A 17,462-nucleotide genomic window follows, 5' to 3' on the forward strand; every position below is an offset into this window, starting at 1 on the left:
GTGAAACAACTTTGCGCCGATGATAGTGCTGCAACCAGTGTGAAAGTAGGTTATCGTCAGGCTTGTTATTCAAAAAAACCCCTTCCGGTGATCCGGTTGGGGTTTTTTTACGTCTGGCGGTTTTGTCAGCAGACAGGCGTAAAAAAAGCAGCGCTGCGCGCTGCCTTTGTCATGTAACGTCGCTTAACTTCCGCGATAGGTCGAATACGACCACGGCGACACTACCAGCGGCACGTGGTAGTTCTCGTCCGTATGCGCAATGCCGAAGGCCAGGGTGACCAGATCGATGAAACGGGGCGAAGGCAGTTCCACTCCCTGGGCGGCGAAATAGTCGCCTGCGTTGAACACCAGTTCATATTGACCCGCTTTCATGCTCTCGCCTTCCAGTAATGGCGTGCTGCAGCGGCCATCGCTATTGGTCATATCCATCTTCAATAGCACTTTTCCTTCCGGCGCAACTGAAAACAGGGCCACCTTGACGCCGGCTCCCGGCCTGCCGTGGGCGATATCGAGTACATGCGTGCTGAGTTTTCCCATTTGCTATCCTGTATATAGGGTGAGTGAATGTGCTTATCGTGCAAATCATATACCGGTGACTGCGCCTGGCTATATGATTGGGCATATAGCCAACATTGTCCTCCTATAGGCGCGCCTCCGCATGAACAATTACGAAGATTATCCACGCGACTTGATCGGCTATGGCCGCACGCCCCCGCATCCGCAATGGCCGGGCAAGGCCCGCATCGCCCTGCAATTCGTCCTCAATTACGAGGAAGGGGCGGAGAACAGCGTGCTGCATGGCGATCCTGCCTCGGAAACCTTTTTATCGGAAATGATCGGTGCGGCCGCTTTTCCCGCGCGCCACCTGAGCATGGAGTCGATCTACGAATACGGCTCGCGTGCCGGACTGTGGCGCTTGCTGCGCATGTTCGAGGACCGGCGCCTGCCGCTGACCGTATTTGGTGTATCGATGGCCTTGAAACGCAATCCGGAGGCGGTGGCCGCGTTCCAGCAACTGGGGCATGAAATCGCCTGTCATGGCTTGCGCTGGATTTCCTACCAAAACATGGATGAAGCGACGGAGCGCGAACACATGCGCGAAGCCGTGCAGATCATTCGCGAATTGACGGGTTCCGCCCCGCAAGGCTGGTACACGGGGCGCGATTCGCCCAATACGCGCAAACTGGTGGTCGAGCATGGTGGTTTCCGCTACGACGCCGATTATTACGGCGACGATCTGCCATTCTGGGAGAAAGTGGCGTACACGGATGCCGCCGGCATGCCGGCCGTGCAGCCGCAGCTGATCGTGCCTTACACCCTGGACACGAACGACATGCGCTTTGCCGCCATGCAAGGCTTTAATTCGGGCACGCAATTTTTCGATTATCTGAAGGATGCCTTCGATGTGCTGTATGCGGAAGGCGATCCGAACGGCTTGAATCAGCCGAAGATGTTGTCGGTGGGCTTGCATTGCCGCCTGGTGGGACGTCCGGGACGGGCCGCGGCGCTGGCGCGCTTCCTCGACTATGTACAGGGCCATGAGCAGGTGTGGATCACGCGCCGCATCGATATCGCTGAGCACTGGCATGCGACGCATCCCTATGCTGCTTGATGGGTATTGATATTGGATGATAAGTAAAATCAGTCTTTGCATATAGTTGTCCCATATGCCGGTGTTAATCTCCTATACTGGGACTATACCGAGGCCAGCATGTCAGAACCGATCCGCTTTTATTACCGTGGTGCCGTACAGGAAGTACGCAACGCCGCCCCTACGCAGACTGTGTTGCAGCACCTGCGCGAGGATTTGCATTGCACTGGCACCAAGGAAGGCTGCGCCGAAGGCGATTGCGGCGCCTGCACCGTCGTCATCGGCAGCCTGGTCGATGGCCAGGTCGAGATGAAGGCCGTCAACGCTTGCATTCAGCTCACGCCCACCCTCGATGGCAAGGCCCTGTTTTCCGTGGAAGACTTGCAGCAGCCGGATGGCGCCCTGCACCCGGTGCAGCAGGCGATGGTCGAGTGCCACGGATCCCAGTGCGGTTTTTGCACGCCCGGTTTTGTCATGTCCTTGTGGGGCATGTATCTGAAAAAAAACGGCGAGACGCCCACGCGCTGCGAAATCGACGACACCCTGTCGGGCAATCTGTGCCGCTGCACCGGTTACCGGCCCATCATCGATGCCGCCAGGCGCATGGGGGAATTGCCGCACGTCACGTTCGATCGCGATGCCTTGAGGGAGCAATTGCAGGCGCTGCAGCGCGGCAGCCTGCATACGTATGAACATGGCGGCCAGCACTTCCACGCGCCGCGCAGCATCGATGAATTGGTGGCGTTGCGCGCGGAAAAGCCGCAAGCCTGCCTGCTGGCCGGTTCCACCGACGTGGGCTTGTGGGTGACCAAGCAATTGCGCGACCTGGGCGAGATCATTTATCTGGGCCACGTGGCTGCGCTGAAAACCATCTCCGCGGACGACGGCAAGCTGCACATCGGCGCTGGCGCCAGCCTGAACGATGCTTACGGGGCGCTGTGCCAGCATTACCCGGAGGAATTGTCGGAACTGTGGCAGCGCTTTGCCTCCTTGCCGATTCGTAACGCGGGTACCCTGGGCGGCAATGTGGCCAATGGTTCTCCCATCGGCGACTCGATGCCGTGGCTGATTGCGCTGGGCAGCGACATCGTGCTGCGCGGCCCTGCCGGCCAGCGCATCATGCCGCTGGAAAACTTCTATCTGGGGTACCAAAAGAAAGATTTGCAGCCAGGCGAATTCGTCGAAGCCGTGCGCGTGCCCTTGCCACGTGCCGACGTGCAATTTCGTACGTATAAACTGGCCAAGCGCTTCGACCAGGATATTTCGGCCGTGTGCGCCGCCTTCGCGTTCCAGCTCGATGGCGAATGCATCGTCGATGCGCGCATCGCCTTTGGCGGCATGGCGGCCACGCCGCAGCGCGCCGCGCAAACGGAAGCATTTTTGCGTGGACAGGCGTGGACGGAAGACAACCTGGTCATCGCCATGCGCTTGCTGGCCGACGATTACGCGCCCCTGTCCGACATGCGCGCGTCGACTACCTACCGCATGACGACGGCGCAAAACCTGCTGCGCCGCTTCTGGCTGGAAACACGTCCCGCTGCGCCCTTGTTGCGCACGGCCGTCAACGCCTACGCTTGCCGCGCCTGAAAGGACCAGCATGAACCATCCTGCCACGCCCGAACTGCAAGCGGCCGCCTGGGCCGCCGTGGGCAAGCCCAGCCCGCATGAATCGGCGCAATTGCATGTGCTGGGACAAGCCACGTACACGGACGACATCGCCGAACTGCAGGGTACCTTGCATGCGGCGCTGGGCCTGTCGCAAAAGCCGCACGCGCGCATTACGGCCATGGATTTGTCTGCCGTGCGCGCCGCTGGCGGTGTCGTCGCCGTCTATACGGCGCAGGACATTCCCGGCACGAATGATTGCGGTCCCATTATCCACGATGATCCCATCCTGGCTTTTGATCTGGTGCAATACGTGGGCCAGCCCATCTTCATCGTCGTGGCCGATACGCATGACCATGCGCGCCGCGCCGCCCGCCTGGCGCAAGTGTCATATGAGGAATTGCCCGCGATCATGACGCCGCAAGCGGCCAAGGCCGCGCAATCGTATGTGCTGCCGCCGATGCAGCTGACGCGCGGCAATTACCAGGCCGCGTTCGAAGGCGCGCCGCATGTGGTCAAGGGCCAGCTCTACGTGGGCGGCCAGGAACAGTTTTATCTGGAAGGACAGATTTCCTACGCCATCCCGAAGGAAGCGCAAGGCATGCTGGTGCTGTGTTCGACCCAGCATCCGAGCGAGATGCAGCACGTGGTGGCGCATGCGCTGGGCGTGCATTCGCACAACATCACGGTCGAGTGCCGGCGCATGGGGGGCGGTTTCGGTGGCAAGGAATCGCAGTCGGCCCTGTGGGCAGCGGCGTCATCGATTGCTGCGGCCAAACTGAAGCGCCCCGTCAAATTGCGGGCCGACCGCGACGACGACATGCTGGTGACGGGCAAGCGCCACTGTTTCTATTATGAATACGAAGTGGGCTACGACGACGAAGGCCGCATCCTTGCCGCCAAGGTCGACATGACCACGCGCGCGGGCTATTCGGCCGACTTGTCCGGCCCCGTCGCCACGCGCGCCGTCTGCCACTTCGACAATACATATTACCTGTCCGACGTGGATATCCGCGCCGCCTGCGGCAAGACGAATACCCAGTCGAACACGGCATTCCGGGGCTTTGGCGGGCCGCAGGGGGCCATTGCCATCGAGTATGTCATCGATGAAATCGCCCGCCACTTGCAACGCGATGCGCTCGATATCCGCCTGCTCAATTTCTATGGCCGCAACGATGCGGATGGACGCAACGTCACGCCCTACGGGCAGAAGATCGTCGACAACGTGATTCATGAACTCGTTGCCGAACTGGAAGAGAGCAGTGATTACCGGGCGCGCCGCCGCGCCATTGACGCCTTCAACGAGGCCAGCCCGGTCCTGAAGAAGGGCCTGGCCTTCACGCCCTTGAAATTCGGCATCGCCTTCAACGTCACGCATCTGAACCAAGCGGGCGCCCTCGTGCACGTGTACGTGGATGGCTCCGTGCTGGTCAACCATGGCGGCACGGAAATGGGCCAGGGCATCAATACCAAGGTCATGCAGGTGGTGGCGCACGAGCTGGGCCTGGACCTGGACCGCGTGCGGGCCACGGCCACCGATACCAGCAAGGTGGCGAACACGTCGGCCACGGCGGCGTCCACCGGCGCCGACTTGAACGGCAAGGCGGCGCAGGATGCGGCGCGCCAAATCCGTGAACGCCTGGCCGATTATGCGGTCAAACTGTACGGCGGCGACGTTGCTGCTGTGCGCTTCTTTGACAACCATATTCACGTGTATGGCCATGTCGTCGCGTTTGCCGAACTGGTGCAGAAGGCGTATCTGGACCGCGTACAACTGTGGTCGGACGGTTTCTATGCCACGCCCGGCCTGTCGTGGGATGCGAAGACGATGACGGGCCATCCGTTTTCGTATTACGCGTATGGTGCGGCTGTGGCGGAAGTGGTGGTCGATACCCTGACAGGCGAATGGAAATTGCTGCGTGCGGACGCCTTGTACGATGCGGGTCAGTCATTGAATCCCGCGATTGATCTGGGTCAAGTGGAGGGGGCATTTATCCAGGGCATGGGTTGGCTGACGACGGAGCAGCTGTGGTGGAATGCGGCGGGTAAGTTGATGACGCACGCGCCATCGACGTACAAAATTCCTGGCATTTCCGATTGTCCGGAAGATTTCCGTGTGAAACTGTTTCAGAATCGCAATGTGGAAGACAGCATCCACCGTTCCAAGGCCGTGGGCGAGCCGCCGCTGCTGTTGCCGTTTTCCGTGTTCTTCGCCATCCGCGACGCCATTTCCAGCGTGGGCCATCACGCCGTGCAGCCACCGCTCAACGCCCCCGCCACCAGCGAGGAAATCCTCAAGGCGGTCATGGCCGTGCAAGCGGCGCATGCCGGCGCCTAGGAGCAGAGCATGAGCGACTGGCTGACAGCGATGGAGAACGACACGCAGGCATCCGTGCTGGTGACGGTTGCCCTGGTGGAAGGTTCCGGACCGCGCGAGGCGGGCGCGAAGATGCGCGTGACCCTCGATGGCCAGGTGGACACCATCGGTGGCGGCCACCTGGAATTGCGCGCCGTGGAAATCGCCAAGACCATGCTGGCCACGGGCGAGACCCATGCGCGGCTCGAGCGTTTTGCGCTGGGCCCCAGCCTGGGACAATGCTGCGGCGGCGTCGTCCACCTGGCATTCGAATATGTCGATGCCAGCCTGAAAGAATTGCTGGCCGCCTTGCGCGAACGCCGCCAGCAAGACAGCTGGCGTTTGACGGCGCTCGACGGTGAAGCCGCGTCGGCGCTGTTCGATGCTGCCGGTCGCCTGATCGCCGGCACAGGCGCACAGGCGCCCGACACGTTTTCGCGCGAACGCAGTACCCATGTGGCCCAGGATGCCAAGGGCCGGCGCTGGCTGGTCGATCCCTGCCTGGCGCCGCGCGCCCATTTGACCTTGTTTGGCGCCGGCCATGTGGGTGCCGCCATCGTGCGCGCGCTGGCCCACTTGCCCTGCAATATCACCTGGGTGGATGAACGCGAAGACATGTTTCCTGCGCAACTACCGGATAATGTGCGCATCGCCGCCACCGATATGCCCGAGGAATTTGTCGCCATGGCGCCGCCGGGCGGCAGTTTTCTCGTCATGACGCATAGCCATGCGCTCGATCAGCGCTTGACGCAAGCCATCATGGAGCGCGAGGATGCGGGCTGGTTCGGCTTGATCGGTTCGCACACGAAACGCAAGCAGTTCGAGCACCGCCTGCAGGCGCGCGGCGTGCCGGACGCGCGTATTGCCGCCATGGTATGTCCGATCGGCATGCCCGGTATTCGCAACAAGGCGCCGGCCGTGATCGCCGCGTCCGTTGCCTGTCAACTACTCATGGTGTGGGAGGAAGCGGCCGCGGCCGCCCTGGCCGCACCGCTGCGGCTGGCCTCTGCCAGCGCGCCACCGCGACGCGAGAAACGCGCCGCCTTTCACCCGTTATAGAAAGAAGTCATGCCGATTGTTCCTGCTACATTGCAAGCTTACCGTGCCAGCTTGCTGCACTTCCACGCCGATCCCGCCTTCAGCGAGGAGGCGCACGCCTGGCATGCGGATGGCTTGCTGATCGTGGCCGATGGCAAGGTCGTGGCCGCCGGCGATTATGCGCAGCTGCAAGCGACTTTGCCGCCCGGCACCGAGATCGTCGATTACCGCGGCAAGCTGATCGTGCCGGGTTTCATCGATACCCATCTGCACTTCCCGCAGACGGAAATGATCGCCTCGCCCGCTCCCGGTTTGCTGCCGTGGCTGGAAACGTATACTTTCCCCACCGAGCGCGCGTTTGAGAATCCTCAACATGCGCGCGATGTGGCCGAGTTTTTCCTCGATGAACTGCTGCGCTGCGGCACCACGACGGCCATGGTGTATGGCAGCGTGCATCCGCAATCGGTCGATGCCTTCTTTGGCGCCAGCGAGGCGCGCGGCTTGCGCATGGTTGCGGGCAAGGTCATGATGGACCGCAATTGCCCCGAGTTCCTGCGCGACACGGCCGAGTCGGGCGCGCGCGAAAGCGAAGAGCTGATCCAGCGCTGGCACAAGCACGGCCGTTCGCTGTATGCGATCACGCCCCGTTTCGTGCCGACGTCCACCAATGAACAGATGCACCTGGCGGGCGAGCTGGCGCGCGCCTATCCGGATACGTATTTGCAGACGCACGTGTCGGAAAACGCGGATGAATGCCGCTGGGTGCGCGAATTGCATCCGCAGGCGCGCAGCTATCTCGATGTGTATGACCAGTACGGCATGCTGCGTCCGCGCGCCATGTTCGGGCACTGCATCTGGCTCGACGAGCGCGACCGCGCGCGCATGGCGGAGACGTCGTCGGCGGCCGCCATTTGTCCTACATCAAACCTGTTCCTGGGCAGCGGCCTGTTCGATTTCGAGCGGGCCGATGCGGCGCGGGTGCTGCTGTCGCTGGCCACCGACGTGGGCGGCGGCACCTCGTTCTCGATGTTGCAAACAATGAACGAAGCCTATAAAGTAGCACGCTTGAAAGGCAGCTATCTGCCCGCCTTGCGCATGTTTTATCTGGCGACCCTGGGCGCTGCAAGGGCCATGCAACTGGAAGGCACCCTGGGCAATTTCGCGGCAGGCACGGAAGCGGATTTTATTGTGCTCGACAAGCAATCGACGCCGCTGCTCGAGCGCCGCACGGCCGGCTGTCAAAGCCTGGAGGAATTGCTGTTTGCCTTTGCGCTGCTGGGCGACGACCGTGCCGTGGCCGCCACCTATTCAGGCGGCCGATGCGTGCATGTGCGGGGGCAGGGCTGACCTACCCGTTGTTCAACACGAATTATCCTGAGCGAGAACGCGAATGCACAAGAAACTCACTGGCCTGGCGCTTGGCGCCGCGCTGGCCTTGACCGGCACGGCGCAGGCCGCCCCGTCTTCCAATGAAGCGGCTACCGCGCGCCATTTTGCAGCCCTGGTTGCCGGTGCGCAGCCGAAGACGGCCGAGTTGAGCCTGTTCTTTTCCATGATGCCCAAGGGTGGTGACTTGCATCACCATTACTCGGGCGCCATTTACGCCGAGCAATTCCTCGACTGGGTCGACAAGGAAAACTATTGCGTCAACAAGACAACCTACCGCATCGAAAGCAACAAGGACGTCGTGGCGGCCGAGCGCGCCAAGCCGGCCGCGCAGCGTGGATGCCTGTCGTCCACGGAAGTGTTTGCCGATGCGGGCCTGTATGCGGAATTGCTGCAGCGCTGGTCGACCAAGGATTTCTATAATCACGGCGCCATCCAGACGCCGCCGGACCGTACCTTCTTCGATACCTTTGGCTATTTCGGCCCCGTGGCATCCACGAACACGGCCGATGGCCTGAAAACCCTGAAGCAGCGCGCCATCGCGGAAAACCTCAGCTACATCGAGACGATTTTTGAACTGTCGCCATTCGTGCAGAACGCGCAGTTCGACCAGCAAGTGCTGGCGCCGGGCTTGCAGCCGGCAGCATTGCAAGCCGTGCTGGCCAACTGGACAGGCAGCCTGGAGCAGGATGCCAGCTTCCAGAAAAGCATCACTGCCTACAACGACAACGTCAACGCCAGCAGCGCCGGTATCGACGATGCGAACTTCACCATGCGCTACCAGGCATATGTGCTGCGTTTCCTGTCGCCATCGCAAGTGTTCTCGTCCATGGTGGCCGCGTTCAAGGCAGCGAGCCTGAATCCGCTGCTGGTGGGCGTGAACATCGTGGGCCAGGAAAGCGTGAACGTGTCGATGCGCGATTACAGCCTGCACATGGAAATGTTCAAGTTCCTCAAGGCAAAATATCCGAACGTCAAGATCGCCTTGCACGCCGGTGAGCTGGCGCTGGGCATGGTGCCGCCGGAAGGCATGGCTTTCCACATCGCCGAAGCCGTCGATGTGGCGGGCGCCGACCGTATCGGTCACGGCATGGATATCGCCTACGAGCACAATGCGCTGGCGACCATGCAAAAGATGCGCGAACGGGGCATCCCCGTGGAAGTGAACCTGACCAGCAACGATTACATTCTCGGCATCAAGGGCCAGGCCCATCCGATCACCCTGTACCGCAAGTATGGCGTGCCCTTCGTCATCTCCACCGATGACGCGGGCGTCTCGCGCAATACCCTGTCGAATGAATACGTGCTGTTTGCCAGCCAGTACAAGACGGATTATGCGGAAATCAAAAAGCTGTCGTATAACAGCTTACGGTACTCGTTCCTGGCGGAAGCGGACAAGCAACGTTTGCTGAAAGCGCTCGATGCCCGTTTCACCCGTTTCGAAGCCTTGATCGCAAATAGTGATCGCAAAGCAACTGTTGTAAAACCGTAAAAGTATTTCACCTCTCTTCCTTGCCACGCGACCGCGACTAGCGGTCGCGTAATCTCCTGTTCTTCATAGTTACAAAACCCTCCTTTTATCCTTTTTGTTGTGCCTTTACGACAAAAAATGATGCTCTAGTAGTGCTTTCTTGCAATTATTTTCTGAAACAATTTCCAAGTCTTGCCGCTCATCTATAATTTCGCCCCGATGAGGTGAGCTTGCTCGGTTGATACAAAAAATGCGGCTTCCAGCGGTGATTTATATTTTTTATATATAAATCATTAAAAAAAAACGTATTTGTCAGCCTACAGACCTTAATGCATAGTTGGACGGCGAAGAATTGAATAAGTCATTTTTGATATCGCTTTTGTGACAATTCAGGATGTCTAGCGGCTCCTGTCACATTGCGGTCATATCCGTGTAACGGATTTGAAATATTCGATCTTTATACTGCCGTGTCTAGTTGGATAGTTTCCGTGTTTCACCACAATATAAGCAAGTCAAAATCTTGTAAGTTACAACACACTCTAGGGGGTTCAAATGCAGTTCATTCAACAACCAAAATTGCGACTAAGTATGATCGCAGTGGCATGCCAGCTGGCTTGCTTCGGCATCTCCACTGCGCATGCGCAAAGTGCTGAAGGCACGGTATCGCCATCGACGGTGACCGTTACCGGGAAAAAAGTTGGTATGGGCTTGATGGTGCAGGAAGATGCGCCAAAGGCACGCAGTACCGTGACGGCCGAGGAGTTGGCAAAACAGCGTCCAACCGGCAATGCATACGATGCCCTGACTCTGTTGCCATCGGTGAACACCTATGGCTACGATGCGACTGGTCTGTTTGGTGGCGGCTTGGCCATGCGCGGTTTCAACAGCGATCAGATCGGCGCGACGGTGAATGGCGTGCCAGTGAATGACTCCGGTAACTTCGCTGTATTTCCACAAGAATATGTAGACCAGGAAAACACCTGCTCGCAATTTGTGACCCAAGGCTCGACTGACGTTGATTCTCCACAAGTGGGTGCAACTGGCGGTAACTTTGGTATTACTACCTGCGATCCAGAAGATAAATTCCGTGTACGCGTCATGCAAACCCTGGGTCAGTTGAATCTGGCAAAGTCGTATGTGCGTGTCGATACCGGCCGTTTTGCCAATGACAAAGCGAAGGCATTCATGTCGGTGTCGAATGCGCAAGCGGATAAATGGAAAGGCAAGGGCAAAGCCGATCGTACTCACGTTGACGTTGGCTTCAATTACGACTGGAACCGTTTCAATTACATTCACGCTTCTATCGGTTATAACCGCGCGATTAATAACAACTTCCGCTCGCTTACGCTGAAAGAGCTGGCCACCGAAGGTTACGACGCTGATTACAGCTCCACTTATGCTGGCCAGGCTGCACTCAGCCCAGGCAAGGCAAGCGCTGCCGGTCCACAGGCAGGCACCGGCCAGCCAGCCGCTTACTACAAGCTGGCCCTGAACCCATTCGAGAACGTCATCGCGTCGGCGATCGGTAAATTCCGTCTGGCCGAAGATCTGGATCTGAAAGTCGTGCCTTACTACTGGTATGGTTTCGGCACCGGCGGCGTGCAGCAAAATACGCTGAAAGAAGCCGGCGGCTTCCTCAATCCTGTCACCGGCAAGATCGCCGCCAGCAAGGATGTGAACGGCGACGGCGACAGCCTCGACACCGTATCGATCTATCGCGGCAGTCTGACCCGTACTCATCGTCCTGGCGTCACGACTTCGATCACGTATAACGTGGGCGATCACCAGATTCTGGGTGGCATCTGGTACGAGCGTGCGAATCACCGTCAAACGGCACCTGGCCAACTGGTCAATGCAGATGGTTCCGCACCGGATATCTGGCTGCGCAACAACCTGATTACCCGTCCGGACGGCACCTTGTATCAAAACCGCGATTGGGAGACGATCAGCACGGCTTACCAGGCGTTCTTGCAAGATACCATCACTTTGATGGACAACAAGCTGAACCTTAACATCGGTGTGCGCGCTCCATACATCAAGCGTGATTTCACCAATAACGCCAGCGAAGGCAGCAATTCGCAAACCACGTACAACGTGTCGAAGACGTACTCGGACGTGTTGCCACAATTGGGCGCGCGTTACCGTGTTACCAACGACGACCAGATCTTTGCCAGCCTGGCGAAGAACATGCGTGCGCCGAACAACTTCGTGCTGGCACCGAACAATCCGCCGTACGTGACTGTGACGAATGGTGTTGCCACCATCGTCAAGGACGTCAAGCCTGAAGTGTCGTGGAGCCTGGACGTTGGCTACCGTCATCAAACCAAGGATATTTCGACCTCGCTGACCGCTTTCTACACGGACTTCAAAGATCGCCAGGCAACCGCAATCGATCCAAACACACTGACCAGCCTGACGACCAACGTAGGCAAAGTGCGTAACAAAGGTATTGAGCTGGAAGTCGGCAATACGCCGATCAACGGCTGGTCGGTTTATGGTTCGCTCGGCTACCTGAAGACCAAGATGGAAGATGATCTGGCCGTGGTCGCCAAAACCGTCAATGGCAAAACTATTGTTGGTTATGCACCAACCGCTGGCAAGAATTTCTCCCTGTCGCCTAAGCTGAAAGCCGGCTTGAGCGCCTCTTATGAAACCAACGCCTGGTATGTTCGCGTAAAAGCCCGTTACACCGCCTCGCAATACGCTACGCTGGTGAACGACGAGGAAGTGCCAGCGTACACCCTGGTTGACCTGGATGCGGCATATCAGTTGCCAACTTTCGGCATGTTCAAGAATCCTAAGCTGACCCTGAACGTATCGAATTTGTTGAACCGCGAGTACCGCAACCCAAGTTCCGGTACGGGTATTGGCGCCAATGATATCGTTACGGCTGCCGGTACGTTCGCAGGTCGCGCACCAACCTACTACATGGGTGCGCCGCGCTTCGCGTCGGTCACCTTGCGCGTCGACTTCTAAGCATGGCTGTCAACTCCGCGCTGCCCGTTAGGGCGGCGTCGAGTTGTATCAACCAGGCTGAGATAGCAAGAGTACAGGCCTTCGGGCCTGTTTTTTTTATGGGTAAGGATCTTTCACCGTCTTTGCCATTGGCGCCGCCCCGTCCAGGAGTCTCCGCATGATCCCATCCCTTTCCCTCCACCGGCCTCCATCGAGGTTGCCACGTCTGCTCATGCTTGCCCTGTTGATGACCGGTTGCGCCACGCATCCTGCGGTGCCCGTCGATATCAACCTGGTCGCCCTGAACGATTTTCACGGCAATCTCGACCGCAGCAAATTTAGCTACACGAGCATCGCCGATGCCGAGCGCAAGACGGTGCAGGCCGGTGGCATCGATACCTTGTCCGGCGCATTGACGGCGTGGCGGCGCGAAGACGCGCAGCTGATTTTTGTCGGCAATGGCGACCTGGTCGGCGCCAGCCCCGCCATGTCGGCGCTGTGGGCCGACGAACCGAGCATCGTCGCCATGAACATGCTGGGCATGAAGGCCAGTTCCGTCGGCAACCATGAATTTGACCAGGGCAAGGCGGAATTGCTGCGCCAGCAGCGCGGCGGTTGCGACTCGTCGCGCGCCGACAAGGCATGCAAGTTCACCCCCGACTTCAAGGGCGCCAGCTATACCTATATGGCGGCCAATGTCATCGACACGCAGACGGGCAAATCCCTGCTGCCCGCCTATCGCATCGAAGAGGCGCATGGCGTCAAGGTGGGCCTGATCGGCGCCGTGCTGAAAGATACGCCGTCCGTGGTGACGGCCGCCGGCATTGCCGGTTTGCAGTTCGGCGACGAAGCGGACGCCATCAACGCCACCTTGCCGCAGTTGCGCGCGCAGGGCGTGGGCGTGTTCGTCGTGCTGCTGCACCAGGGCGGCGAGACGAAGGAAGCCGTCGACCAGCCCGATTGCAGCCAGCTGAAGGGCGAAGTGGTGGATGTCGTGAAACGTCTCGATCCGGCGATTCAGTTGGTCATCAGCGGCCATTCGCACCAGGGTTATCTGTGCCGTGTCGATGGCCGCCTGGTGACGCAAGCGCAGATGGGCGGACACATGTTGACGCGCATCAAGCTCAAGGTCGATCCCGTCAAGAATGCGCTGATCGATGCCAGTGCGCAAAACGTGGTCATGCTGCCAGGCATGTATGAGCCGGACCCGGCCGTGGCAGCCTACCTGGAATCGGTGAAGCAGCGCAGCGCGGCCGAATTGTCGCGTCCCGTGGCCGCCATCGCCGTGCCCACCGTGGGCCGCAGCACCAAGGGCGGCGGCGCTTCCCCGCTGGGCGACCTGGTGGCCGACAGCACTCTGTTCGGCGCGCGCGCAGCCGGCGCGCAAATTGGCCTGATGAACAATGGCGGCATCCGCAAGGACCTGGAAGCGGGCGCCGACCTGATGACGAACGTGGGCCAGAACCAGGCCGTGGTGCCGTTCGGCAACACTCTGATCGTCGTGAGTCTTTCCGGCGCGCAAATTCGTACCTTGCTCGAGCAGCAATGGCCGGGCGAAGAGGCCGGCGAGGGCAATCTGCTGCAAGTGTCCCAAGGTTTTAGCTACCGTTGGGACAGCACGCAGCCGCAAGGCCAGCGCGTGGTGCCGGGCAGCATCATGCTGAATGGCATTCCTCTTGAAGACAATCAACAATACCGAGTCGCCGCCAACAGTTTCCTGGCTGGTGGCGGCGACCGCTTCACCGTGCTGGCGGCCGGCACGCGCCGCCTGGACACGGGCGTGCGCGACATCGACGCCTTCAGCAATTACCTGATCGACCGCGCGCGCGCCGGCAAGCCGACTGGCAGCGCCACGGCGGCCGGCCGCATCGTGCGCGTCAAATAACATTACAAGGAATAACCATGCGTCGCTTATTTGTTTCTGTCGTTCTCTCCAGTCTGTTCGCGGGCACGGCCCACGCCGATTTCACGATTCCCGGCTTTGAGCTGGTACACACCTCGCCCGTGGAAACGAGCTTGACGAATCCTGACCTGCGCGAGCCCGTCACCGTGTGGAGCGAGCTGTTTGATTCGGCCAAGAAAGAAATCGTCATCGCCCAGTTCTATGCCGTCAGCAAGCCGGGCACGGCCTTTGAAAAAGTGCTGGCGAGCCTGACGGCCGCAGGCCAGCGCGGCGTGAAAATCCGCTTCCTGCTGGACCAGAAGGGCGTGGGCCTGTCGGAAGCGGCCACCATCGACCGGATCAAGGCGATACCCAACCTTGATCTGCGCCTCATCGACTTCAATAAAATCACGGGCAATGGCATCGTGCACGCGAAATACCTGGCCGTCGATGGCCAGGTGGCATACATCGGCAGCCAGAATTTTGACTGGCGCTCGTTCGAGCACATCCATGAGACGGGCTTGAAGATCACGGAGCCGGCCATGGTGAGCCAGGTGCAAGCGATTTTCGAGCAGGATTGGCAAGCCCAGGCATTGACGTCGCAAGGCAGCCGCGCCACGGTGCTCAACAGCAAGATCGTGCCTGCCAACTACGCGCAAAACGCCTTCCTGCTGGCCAGCCCGAATGCCTACAACCCGGCCGGCGTGGGTGACTCGGAAACGGGCTTGCCCGCCTTGCTGGCGGAAGCGAAAAGCGAAGTGCGCATCCAGCTGCTCGACTATGCCCCCCTGTCCTACGGCCCGAACCGCACGCGGCCGTATTACGCCGTGATCGACAATGCCGTGCGCGCGGCTGCCCAGCGTGGCGTGAAAATCAAGCTGATGGTGTCCGCCTGGAACACGGAGGCGCCTGCCATCGCTTACTTGAAAAGCCTGGCCCTGGTGCCGAACGTGGAAATCCGCATTGTGACGATACCCGCGGCATCGACGGGATTCATCCCGTTCGCGCGCGTGATCCACAGCAAGACCATGAGCATCGACGGCAAGCTGGCCTGGGTCGGCACGAGCAACTGGGCGGGCGGCTATTTCGACCTGTCGCGCAACCTGGAAGTGGTGTTGCGCAACGATGCCATGGCGCAGCGTATTGCCGCGCTGCATGAGCAGACGTGGAGCTCGGCGTATGCGCAGCCCATCGATATCAACAAGCAATATCCGAAGCCGGCCAAGGCGGCGCCGCAAGGCAAGGAGTGAACATGAAAAAACTGTTGACGGTGCTGGCGCTGGGCGCGGTTTTCTCCTCCGGCAATGTGCTGGCCTGGGGCAACGACGGCCACCGCGCCGTGGGCGCCATCGCCGATCAGTTGCTCAAGGGTAGCGTGGCGCAGGCACGGCTGGAGAAATTGCTGTTGCCCGGCGAAAGCCTGGAAAAGATCGCCAACTGGCCCGATTGCGTGAAGGGCACATATTGCGGTCCGCAATCGCCCGAAATGTTGACCTATGTCGCGGCGAACCCCAAGCATGGCGAATACCATTACACGAACGTGCCGTTCCAGAACGCGCATTACCACGACCATGGCGTGGGCACGGCCGATGTCGATATCGTGCAGACGCTCAAGCAGGCGATCCTGGTGTTGCAAGGCAAGGATGATGCGGCCAGCAATCCGCACGGCTTCAGCCAGCGCGAAGCGTTGATCCTGATCACGCACCTGGTCGGTGATATCCACCAGCCATTGCATGTGGGTAATGCGTTTGTCGGCAAGGATGGCCAGTTTTTCGTGCCCGCCACGCAGGCGCAGATTGACGATGTCACCATTTTCAATGCGCGCGGCGGCAATGACTTGCTGCTCGACGATGCGAAGATGACGGCGCTGTCGGACGCCGTGATCCCCGCGCCGCTGCCGGCCGAGGATGGCGCGGCCAAGCCCGCCAGCGCGTATCCGAAGTCGCCCACCAAGCCCCTGCATTCATATTGGGACACGACGGTGGTCGATTACGCCATGCGCCGCCTGAGCACGCGCACGCCGCAGCAGTTTGCGCGCACCGTGATCGCCAGCGCGCCTGTGGTCAGCGTTAATAGCGGCGACCCCGCCACCTGGCCGTATCAATGGGCCGATGCCTCGCTGGCGGCGTCAAAGATTGCCTTCACGGACGTGGTGGCCGGCCCGGCCACGCAGCAGACCAGCCGCAAGGGCGATGTCTACAACGTGTGGAACTTGAACGTGCCGGACAATTATCCCGTGCCCAGCTCGGCGCTGGCGAAGCAGCAGCTGATCGAGGCGGGCTATCGTCTGGCCGCCGTGCTGCAGGCGATCTGGCCGCAGTAAAGTGTCATGCGAAAGCGGCCTGAGGGCCGCTTTTTTCATGCCAGGGTGATGCTGATCCCCATCTCGCGGTAGGGCGCGCTCAGGGCGTCTTCCACGTCGCGGTGCACGATGATGTCGTTGACCTGGCTCAAGGGGACGATTTGAAACGGCGAGGCCGTATTGAACTTTTCCGGTGAAGCCAGCACGACGGTGCGGCTGGACGCTTCGCTGAGCGCGCGTTTCACGCACGCTTCTTCGTGGTCCCCCGTAGTGATGCCCGCTTGCGGATGCAGGCTGGACACGCCCATGAAATACAGGTCGGCGCGGATGCGGCCGATGGCTTCCACGGTGGCCGCACCGACACCCACGATCGAGTGCTTGTACAGGCGCCCGCCCAGCATCAGGACCTCGACGCCGGGGTGATTCACGAGTTCGACGGCAATCGAAGGACTGTGCGTGACGATGGTGGCGCGCAATTCCCGCGGCAGCTGGCGCGCCAGTTGCACGGCAGTCGTGCCGCCATCGAGAAATACCACCTGCCCCGTTTGTATCATGGCACCCGCCGCGCGACCGATGGCGGGCTTGGCTTCCAGCGAAATCTGTTCGCGCCCCGCAAACGGCGCCAGCGCGGGCGAACGGGGCAGCAAGGGCAGGGCACCGCCGTGCACGCGCTCCAATAGACCCTCTTTCGCCAGTTCGCGCAGGTCGCGGCGTATCGTGTCTTCCGACAAGCCCAGGCTATCGCTGACGGCCTTGGCGACGATCTGGCCTTCGCGCTGGAGCAAGTCCAGCAGGTATTGTTTGCGTTGATGTGTCAGCATGATTTTTCTTGTATTTTCTTGTATTTTCTTGATATTGCACGAGTTTGCATGATAA

Annotated in this window: 12 protein-coding genes; 10 read left to right on the forward strand and 2 right to left on the reverse strand. The window is 60.0% G+C overall.

The window, feature by feature from the left end; genetic code table 11:
• Positions 1–183: 183 nt before the first annotated feature.
• A complete protein-coding gene (uraH, locus tag OX460_RS20735) occupies positions 184–537 on the reverse strand; it encodes a hydroxyisourate hydrolase (RefSeq protein ID WP_070303439.1) in 354 nt (117 codons plus the stop codon).
• Positions 538–658: 121 nt separating this feature from the next.
• On the opposite strand from uraH, the gene puuE reads away from it, so the two are divergent.
• The 10 genes from puuE to OX460_RS20785 all read left to right on the forward strand — a co-directional run bounded on the left by puuE (position 659) and on the right by OX460_RS20785 (position 16,607).
• Entirely contained in the window at positions 659–1,612 is a 954-nt protein-coding gene (gene puuE / locus OX460_RS20740; RefSeq protein ID WP_251349723.1) for an allantoinase PuuE, read from the forward strand.
• Positions 1,613–1,711: 99 nt separating this feature from the next.
• Positions 1,712–3,178 carry a xanthine dehydrogenase small subunit gene (gene xdhA / locus OX460_RS20745; protein WP_289899778.1) on the forward strand — a complete coding sequence of 489 codons (1,467 nt, stop codon included), beginning with the start codon at positions 1,712–1,714 and terminating at the stop codon, positions 3,176–3,178.
• A 10-nt stretch (positions 3,179–3,188) separates the two neighbouring features.
• Positions 3,189–5,534 (forward strand): xanthine dehydrogenase molybdopterin binding subunit, encoded by a 2,346-nt coding sequence (gene xdhB / locus OX460_RS20750; RefSeq protein ID WP_289899779.1) that lies wholly within the window; start codon positions 3,189–3,191, stop codon positions 5,532–5,534.
• A gap of 9 nt (positions 5,535–5,543) precedes the next feature.
• Entirely contained in the window at positions 5,544–6,611 is a 1,068-nt protein-coding gene (gene xdhC, locus OX460_RS20755) for a xanthine dehydrogenase accessory protein XdhC (protein WP_289899780.1), read from the forward strand.
• Between the two features lie 9 nt (positions 6,612–6,620).
• On the forward strand, positions 6,621–7,937 hold the full coding sequence (gene guaD, locus OX460_RS20760; protein WP_289899781.1) for a guanine deaminase: 1,317 nt from the start codon (positions 6,621–6,623) through the stop codon (positions 7,935–7,937).
• 43 nt (positions 7,938–7,980) lie between these two features.
• A complete protein-coding gene (locus tag OX460_RS20765; protein ID WP_289899782.1) occupies positions 7,981–9,468 on the forward strand; it encodes an adenosine deaminase in 1,488 nt (495 codons plus the stop codon).
• A 531-nt stretch (positions 9,469–9,999) separates the two neighbouring features.
• Positions 10,000–12,423 carry a TonB-dependent receptor gene (locus tag OX460_RS20770; protein WP_289899783.1) on the forward strand — a complete coding sequence of 808 codons (2,424 nt, stop codon included), beginning with the start codon at positions 10,000–10,002 and terminating at the stop codon, positions 12,421–12,423.
• Positions 12,424–12,634: 211 nt separating this feature from the next.
• The gene (locus OX460_RS20775) at positions 12,635–14,287 is read left to right on the forward strand and encodes a bifunctional metallophosphatase/5'-nucleotidase (RefSeq protein WP_289899784.1); all 1,653 of its coding nucleotides are present in this window, start codon (positions 12,635–12,637) and stop codon (positions 14,285–14,287) included.
• Between the two features lie 17 nt (positions 14,288–14,304).
• On the forward strand, positions 14,305–15,534 hold the full coding sequence (locus OX460_RS20780; RefSeq protein WP_289899785.1) for a phospholipase D-like domain-containing protein: 1,230 nt from the start codon (positions 14,305–14,307) through the stop codon (positions 15,532–15,534).
• 2 nt (positions 15,535–15,536) lie between these two features.
• Positions 15,537–16,607: a S1/P1 nuclease gene (locus tag OX460_RS20785; RefSeq protein WP_289899786.1), complete on the forward strand. Its 1,071-nt coding sequence runs from the start codon at positions 15,537–15,539 to the stop codon at positions 16,605–16,607.
• 35 nt (positions 16,608–16,642) lie between these two features.
• Here OX460_RS20785 and OX460_RS20790 read toward each other — a convergent pair whose 3' ends face one another.
• A complete protein-coding gene (locus tag OX460_RS20790) occupies positions 16,643–17,407 on the reverse strand; it encodes a DeoR/GlpR family DNA-binding transcription regulator (protein WP_289899787.1) in 765 nt (254 codons plus the stop codon).
• Positions 17,408–17,462 lie beyond the last annotated feature (55 nt).

The organism is Janthinobacterium sp. SUN033, from assembly GCF_030397595.1.
In the GTDB taxonomy this organism is placed as follows: Bacteria; Pseudomonadota; Gammaproteobacteria; order Burkholderiales; family Burkholderiaceae_D; genus Janthinobacterium; species Janthinobacterium kumbetense.

What these genes read in the sequence shown, in the direction of transcription:
- uraH (WP_070303439.1), bottom strand. Translation starts at nt 537, where the DNA reads ATGGGAAAACTCAGCACGCATGTACTCGATATCGCCCACGGCAGGCCG.
- puuE (WP_251349723.1), top strand. Translation starts at nt 659, where the DNA reads ATGAACAATTACGAAGATTATCCACGCGACTTGATCGGCTATGGCCGC.
- xdhA (WP_289899778.1), top strand. Translation starts at nt 1,712, where the DNA reads ATGTCAGAACCGATCCGCTTTTATTACCGTGGTGCCGTACAGGAAGTA.
- xdhB (WP_289899779.1), top strand. Translation starts at nt 3,189, where the DNA reads ATGAACCATCCTGCCACGCCCGAACTGCAAGCGGCCGCCTGGGCCGCC.
- xdhC (WP_289899780.1), top strand. Translation starts at nt 5,544, where the DNA reads ATGAGCGACTGGCTGACAGCGATGGAGAACGACACGCAGGCATCCGTG.
- guaD (WP_289899781.1), top strand. Translation starts at nt 6,621, where the DNA reads ATGCCGATTGTTCCTGCTACATTGCAAGCTTACCGTGCCAGCTTGCTG.
- OX460_RS20765 (WP_289899782.1), top strand. Translation starts at nt 7,981, where the DNA reads ATGCACAAGAAACTCACTGGCCTGGCGCTTGGCGCCGCGCTGGCCTTG.
- OX460_RS20770 (WP_289899783.1), top strand. Translation starts at nt 10,000, where the DNA reads ATGCAGTTCATTCAACAACCAAAATTGCGACTAAGTATGATCGCAGTG.
- OX460_RS20775 (WP_289899784.1), top strand. Translation starts at nt 12,635, where the DNA reads ATGCTTGCCCTGTTGATGACCGGTTGCGCCACGCATCCTGCGGTGCCC.
- OX460_RS20780 (WP_289899785.1), top strand. Translation starts at nt 14,305, where the DNA reads ATGCGTCGCTTATTTGTTTCTGTCGTTCTCTCCAGTCTGTTCGCGGGC.
- OX460_RS20785 (WP_289899786.1), top strand. Translation starts at nt 15,537, where the DNA reads ATGAAAAAACTGTTGACGGTGCTGGCGCTGGGCGCGGTTTTCTCCTCC.
- OX460_RS20790 (WP_289899787.1), bottom strand. Translation starts at nt 17,407, where the DNA reads ATGCTGACACATCAACGCAAACAATACCTGCTGGACTTGCTCCAGCGC.